At 64.5% G+C, this 265-nt stretch carries 1 pseudogene; it reads right to left on the reverse strand.

The annotated features are described in order from the left end of the window. Nucleotides 1-265 (reverse strand): annotated as a pseudogene (locus RAD10_RS42040) (leucine--tRNA ligase); the annotation flags it as partial.

Below are 265 nucleotides of genomic sequence, written 5' to 3' on the forward strand. Positions count from 1 at the left end.
CCGGTCTCGACGTCGAAGCCCTTGCGCTCGGCGCCGCTGACCTCGATGCGGACATTGCCCGGCTCGACCCAGTCGCCATTTTCGGCGCGATAAGTCTCGTGCACGACCATGCCCTGGGTGAAGATGCCGGCGAAGGGCTCATCCAGCCCGGCATGGCCGGTCTGATTCATCGCCCGGGTGAAGAAGCGCGAATAGAGCAGGTGCAGGATCGCGTGCTCGACACCGCCGATATACTGGTCGACGGGCAGGAAGCGATCGACGGCAT

The organism is Bradyrhizobium sp. 23AC, assembly GCF_054863025.1.